At 70.1% G+C, this 5218-nt stretch carries 6 protein-coding genes and 1 tRNA gene; 4 read left to right on the top strand and 3 right to left on the bottom strand.

All coding sequences use genetic code 11. The annotated features are described in order from the left end of the window. Positions 1-739 (top strand): Gmad2 immunoglobulin-like domain-containing protein (locus tag C1I95_RS31610; protein ID WP_111219483.1); only part of this gene is annotated, 739 nt, incomplete at its 5' end. A 100-nt stretch (positions 740-839) separates the two neighbouring features. Here C1I95_RS31610 and C1I95_RS31605 read toward each other — a convergent pair. After that, positions 840-1832: an ion transporter gene (locus C1I95_RS31605; RefSeq protein ID WP_111219481.1), complete on the bottom strand. Its 993-nt coding sequence runs from the start codon at positions 1830-1832 to the stop codon at positions 840-842. Between the two features lie 257 nt (positions 1833-2089). Between C1I95_RS31605 and C1I95_RS31600 the strand changes: the two genes are divergently transcribed. Together C1I95_RS31600 and C1I95_RS31595 are read left to right on the top strand one after the other, a co-directional pair. Then, a complete protein-coding gene (locus C1I95_RS31600) occupies positions 2090-2752 on the top strand; it encodes a maleylpyruvate isomerase family mycothiol-dependent enzyme (protein ID WP_111219479.1) in 663 nt (220 codons plus the stop codon). A gap of 217 nt (positions 2753-2969) precedes the next feature. Beyond that, complete coding sequence (locus C1I95_RS31595; protein ID WP_233514003.1) at positions 2970-3710, top strand: NPP1 family protein; 741 nt, start codon at positions 2970-2972, stop codon at positions 3708-3710. A gap of 60 nt (positions 3711-3770) precedes the next feature. Here C1I95_RS31595 and C1I95_RS31590 read toward each other — a convergent pair. Together C1I95_RS31590 and C1I95_RS31585 are read right to left on the bottom strand one after the other, a co-directional pair. Beyond that, positions 3771-3843, bottom strand: a tRNA-Arg gene (locus C1I95_RS31590). A gap of 41 nt (positions 3844-3884) precedes the next feature. Beyond that, positions 3885-5084: an RtcB family protein gene (locus C1I95_RS31585; RefSeq protein ID WP_111219477.1), complete on the bottom strand. Its 1200-nt coding sequence runs from the start codon at positions 5082-5084 to the stop codon at positions 3885-3887. Here C1I95_RS31585 and C1I95_RS36980 point away from each other — a divergent pair. Beyond that, positions 5083-5214, top strand: a complete 132-nt coding sequence (locus C1I95_RS36980) for a hypothetical protein (RefSeq protein ID WP_267900730.1) — start codon at positions 5083-5085, stop codon at positions 5212-5214. The genes C1I95_RS31585 and C1I95_RS36980 overlap by 2 nt on opposite strands. The last annotated feature ends 4 nt before the right edge of the window (positions 5215-5218 follow it).

Here is a 5218-nt window from a genome sequence, read left to right as displayed (position 1 = left end):
CGCCACCACCGCGCCGTCGCCCACCGACTCCCGCACACCAGCTCCGCCGACCACCGGCACCGCCGCCACCGGCCGACCCGCGACGCTCACCCTGGAGCTGTGGTACGTCCGCGCCGGGCAGCTCACCCCGACCCGGCGGACCCGGCCGGCCACGGTGGCCACCTCCCGGCTGGCCCTGACCGAACTGGCCGCCGGGCCGACCCCGGCGGAGACCGCCGCCGGCCTGGTCACGCTGCTGCCCGACGGTGCCGAGGTGAGCCGGATCGCCGACGGCGTCGCCACCATCCGACTGCCCGACGCACCCGACCCGACCACCACCCGACTGCGCCAGGCCCAGGTGGTCTACACACTCACCCAGTTCCCCACCGTCCGGCAGGTCGCCTTCGGCGACGACGCACCGGCCGGCCGCGCCGACTACGCCGACCTACTGCCCGCGATCGTGGTCACCGGCCCGGTCATCGGCGACCGGGTGACCAGCCCGGTCACCATCACCGGCACCGCCGACGTGTTCGAGGCGACCGTCAGCGTCCGGCTGCTCGACGCCGCCGGCCGCCAGCTCGCCACCGCGTTCACCACCGCCACCTGCGGCACCGGCTGCCGGGGCGCCTACCGGGTCGCCGTCCGCTACCGGCTGGCCCGCGAGCAGCCCGGCACCATCGAGGTGTACGAGGTGTCCGCCGTCGACGGCTCCCGCACGAAGGTGGTCGCCGTACCGGTGACCCTGACCGCCGCCAGGTAGCCGTCGCCGGCGAGGCGGCGGATCACTGGAAGCGGGGTCGCTCATGCCGTCGCCGGCCGTCGCCGGTCGTCGCCGGCATGCCCGGCTGGCCGGGTCGGCGTCATCTGCGCTTGCCGCGGTTCGCCGCGCGGGACCGCTTGGCCGCCCGGGTCTTGGGAAGCACGAGCGTGCCGACCTCGGACATCACCGGGCCGCCGTCCCGGGCCCGCTGCGGGACGGTGTCAGTCGGCCCGGTCGGGTCCCCGTCCGGCAGCCGCCGTTCGAGGTCGGTGATGATCGCCTGTACGCGGGCCAACTGTTCGCGGACCGAAGGTTCGTCCTCGGCGTGGCCGGTCACCCGACGACCGCCCCGCTGCGCCGCGACCTGTTCGTCCTGGTGCGCCTCCTGCAGCGCGGTCAGCACCAGACCCACCAACAGGTTGGTGAGCAGGTAGCAGGCCGCCACCATGTAGGAGACGTAGTACACAATTGCCCACTCGGTGACCTCACGGCCGGCCTCGAGCGTGTCGGTGATGCCATCCAGCGACAGCAGCAGGAACAGCGTCAGCATGGCCTGCCCCACCGTGCCGTACTCCTCCGGATAGGAGGCGCCGAACAGCATCCAGCCCAGCATCGCGTAGCCGTACAGCAGCAGCGCGGTGACCAGCAGGAAGCTTCCCAGCCCGGGCAGGCTGCGCCGGATACCGACCAGAATCACCCGCAGGCTCGGAAAGAGTCGGAACGCCCGGACGATGCGGGCCAGCCGCAACAGCCGCAGCAACGTCACGTTCTCCCGGACCCCGGGCAGTAGCGGCGCGGCGACGATCAGCAGATCGAAGATGTTCCACCGGTCCCGGAAGAACCCGCCCGGAGCCGGGGCGTGCGCACCGAACCGCACCAGCAGTTCGAGCACGAACAGGGCCAGGCAGGCGTGCTCGACCGCGCGCAGCGTGACGCCGACCGTCTCGACCACACCGCCGTACGTCTCCAGGCCCAGCGCCGCCGCGTTGACGATGACCACCGCGAAGCTGGCCAGGTTGAACCAGGGGGCGACGACAACTGTCTGGCACCTTTCGGCCAGCCGGTACAACGGACTACGGACAGCGCTCGCCATGGATCTCCTCGACCGGCTCTCAACCGGACGGCAGCCTATGACATCCCGGGACAGGACGGGCAACCGGACCGACCACACAGGACAATCCGCTGGTCGACGCCGTACGCTGAGCGACCTTGATCTTTCGGAGGTCGCCCACGGGCGACGATTCTGCCCGAGCGCAGGAGTCTCTACTCGGTACCACCCGCCCCCACGGCCCGACACCGTGAGCTGACTGCACCGGGCGCGGCGACGGCAACGACAGGAGATCCACTGAAATGACCGAGCCCAAAGCGAAACCAAGCCGCCTCGACAGCACCGACCTCTGGGCGCTGATCCACACGGAGCGGGCGGCTCTGGCAGCCGACCTCACGAACCTGGCTCCAGATCGATGGACGACGCCATCGTTGTGTACGGAGCTGACGGTGCGTGAGGTCCTCGCACATCTCACTGCGGCCGCGAGCCTCAGCCCCGTGCGCTGGATGCTGGGCGTCATCCGGTGCCGGTTCGACTTCGACCGGCAGGTGGCCATGCGGCTGGCCGAACAGATGGGCCGAGACCCCGACGAGACTCTCGACCGGTTCCGCCGCGTGATCACCAGCACGACCAAGCCGCCCCTGCCGGTGCTGGCGATGCTCGGCGAGCAGATCGTGCACGGCGAGGACATTCGACGCCCCCTGGGCATTCGCCACCCGTACCCGATCGAGGCGGTCACTCTCGTCGCTGAGCACTACGCCGGCTCCGACCTCACCGTCCTGGCCAAGGGACGGATCGCGGGGCTGCGCCTGCTGGCGAACGACGGCCCCTTCACCACCGGCTCCGGGCCGCTGGTGTCCGGCTCCACCCTCGCCCTCACGATGGCGATGACCGGGCGCACGGCCTACCGCGAGGAGCTGACCGGCGACGGGGTCGCCCTGCTGCTCGACCGCGGCGTGGCGTGACTCAGAGTTCATGAACTTCCCTCGCGTCCAGCGTTGACCTCCGCCTTCCCGGCATGAGATATAGATGACCATGCGTCGATTTGAGCGAACCGGACAGCGAGCGTCGATCCCCGGAAGACGAGGAGGGGAACACCCGTCACCGCCGTCGCCCGGGCCCGCCGAGGTCCGACCCGCCGGCAGCCTGGTCCAGCGTCATCGTCGTACCCTGGTTCGGATCGTGGCCGGGCTGGCGGCGCTCGGAGTCATGGTCCCGGCAGCGCCCGCCTTCGCGGATTCGCTGCCCAACCTGCCGCACAACGCCGGCGGGTACGAGTCGTCCTTCTCCCCCGCCTACGACTACGACACCGACGGCTGCTACGCCGTCTCGGCGATCAGCCCGGACGGCACGATCAACGGCGGGCTGAAGACCACCGGGGCCATCAACGGCAACTGTCGGGACCGCTCCGATCTGGACCAGTCGCAGACGTACGCCCGATCGAAGTGCAACAACGGCTGGTGCGCGATCGTCTACGCCAGCTACTTCGAGAAGGACCAGGCCGTGCACGGCAGCGGCCTCGGCGGCCACCGACACGACTGGGAGCACGTCATCTCCTGGGTCAACCAGGCGGCCAACCAGGTCGAGTACGTGACCACCACCCAGCACAGCAGCCAGCGCACCTACGCGCGCTCACAGGTCCGCTTCGACGGCACCCACCCGAAGGTCGTCTACCACAAGGACGGCGCGTCGACGCACTTCTTCCGGCTCGCCAACAACAACGACGAGCCGCCGGAGAACCACTACCACACCTGGCACTACCCGCCCGTCGTGGACTGGAACGGCTGGCCCAGCATCGAACTGCGGAACAAGCTGATGGACGCCAACTTCGGCGCCGCCACCATCAAGATCAAGGACGGCTCGTTCGAGTACCTGCTCAACGTCTCCAAGCCCGCCGGCATCCCGTTCAACCCGTACGGCTGATCCCGTCGTCGAACGCCGGAGCGCAGAACGCCCACACCGACCTGGACTGACATCTCCGGGTGCCCCGACCAGGATTCGAACCTGGGATCTCCGGCTTCGTAGACCGGCGCTCTCTCCGCTGAGCCATCGGGGCGTTCGACCGGCGCCCGCCCCCCGCGGGCGCCGGTCGGGTACTCAACCCTTCACGCAGACCACCTGCTTGAGGTGTGCCACCACCTCGACCAGGTCCTTCTGCTGTGCCATCACCTCGGTGATGTCCTTGTACGCGCCGGGGATCTCGTCGACCACCCCGGCGTCCTTACGGCACTCCACCCCCGACGTCTGTGCCGCCAGGTCCTCGGTGCTGTACATCCGCTTGGCCTGGGCCCGGGACATCCGCCGGCCGGCACCGTGCGAGGCCGAGCAGTACCCCCACTCGTTGCCCGAGCCGCGCACGATGTACGAGCCGGTCCCCATCGACCCGGGGATGATGCCCAGGTCACCGCGGCCCGCCCGGATCGCTCCCTTTCGCGTCACCAACACGTCCACCCCCTCGTAGTGCTCCTCCGACACGTAGTTGTGGTGGCAGCTGATCGGCTCGTCGTAGCCGACCTGCGGGAACCGGTCCCGCACCAGGTTCATCAGGACGGCGAGCATCACCGCCCGGTTGCGCCGTGCGTACTCCTGCGCCCACCACAGGTCCCGGCGGTAGGCGTCCATCTCCGGCGTGCCGGTGAGGAACACCGCCAGGTCGCGGTCGGGCAGGTCGGCGTTGTGCGGCAACCGCCGGGCCACCGCGATGTGCCGCTCGGCGAGTTCCTTGCCGATGTTGCGCGACCCGGAGTGCAGCATCAGCCAGACCCGGCCGGCATCGGTGCCGCCCTGCTCGAGGCAGACCTCGATGAAGTGGTTGCCGCCACCGAGGGTGCCCAGCTGCCGCCGGGCCCGCGTCTCCAGCTGCGCCACCCGCCGGTCGAGGTCGGTGAAGCGCCGCCAGAAGTCGTCCCAGCCACGCTGCTCCAGGCCCCGTACCCGGCGCGGATCCACCGGGTTGTCGCGCTGGGCGAAGCCGACCGGGATGGCGTCCTCGATGGCCCGCCGCAGCCCGGCGAGGTCGTCGGGCAGGTCGTCGGCGGTCAGCGAGGTGCGTACCGCCGACATGCCGCAGCCGATGTCCACGCCGACCGCCGCCGGCGAGACGGCCTGCCGCATCGCGATGACCGAGCCGACCGTGGCGCCCTTGCCGAAGTGCACGTCCGGCATGACCGCGACGCCCTGCACCCACGGCAGCGCGCCGATGTTGCGCAGCTGCTTTGCGGCCTGCGGCTCGATGCCGTACGGGTCGGTCCACACCCGTACCGGCGCCCGCGTACCCGCAAGCAAGCTGAAACCCATGATGTCTCTCCTGAAGTCCGTGCAGAATCCCGCCGATCTTGCACTTCTGGTCGCCGATACATCACTTTTGCGCCTTGTGCGGCGACAAGAAGTGCAAGATCGACGCGCCGAGGAAGGCGGCGGCGGGTGAGGGG

Source organism: Micromonospora craterilacus (assembly GCF_003236315.1).
Taxonomy (GTDB): Bacteria; Actinomycetota; Actinomycetes; order Mycobacteriales; family Micromonosporaceae; genus Micromonospora; species Micromonospora craterilacus.
This window is presented reverse-complemented; position numbering and strand designations above follow the sequence as displayed.

What these genes read in the sequence shown, in the direction of transcription:
- C1I95_RS31600 (WP_111219479.1), top strand. Translation starts at nt 2,090, where the DNA reads ATGACCGAGCCCAAAGCGAAACCAAGCCGCCTCGACAGCACCGACCTC.
- C1I95_RS36980 (WP_267900730.1), top strand. Translation starts at nt 5,083, where the DNA reads ATGATGTCTCTCCTGAAGTCCGTGCAGAATCCCGCCGATCTTGCACTT.
- C1I95_RS31585 (WP_111219477.1), bottom strand. Translation starts at nt 5,084, where the DNA reads ATGGGTTTCAGCTTGCTTGCGGGTACGCGGGCGCCGGTACGGGTGTGG.
- C1I95_RS31605 (WP_111219481.1), bottom strand. Translation starts at nt 1,832, where the DNA reads ATGGCGAGCGCTGTCCGTAGTCCGTTGTACCGGCTGGCCGAAAGGTGC.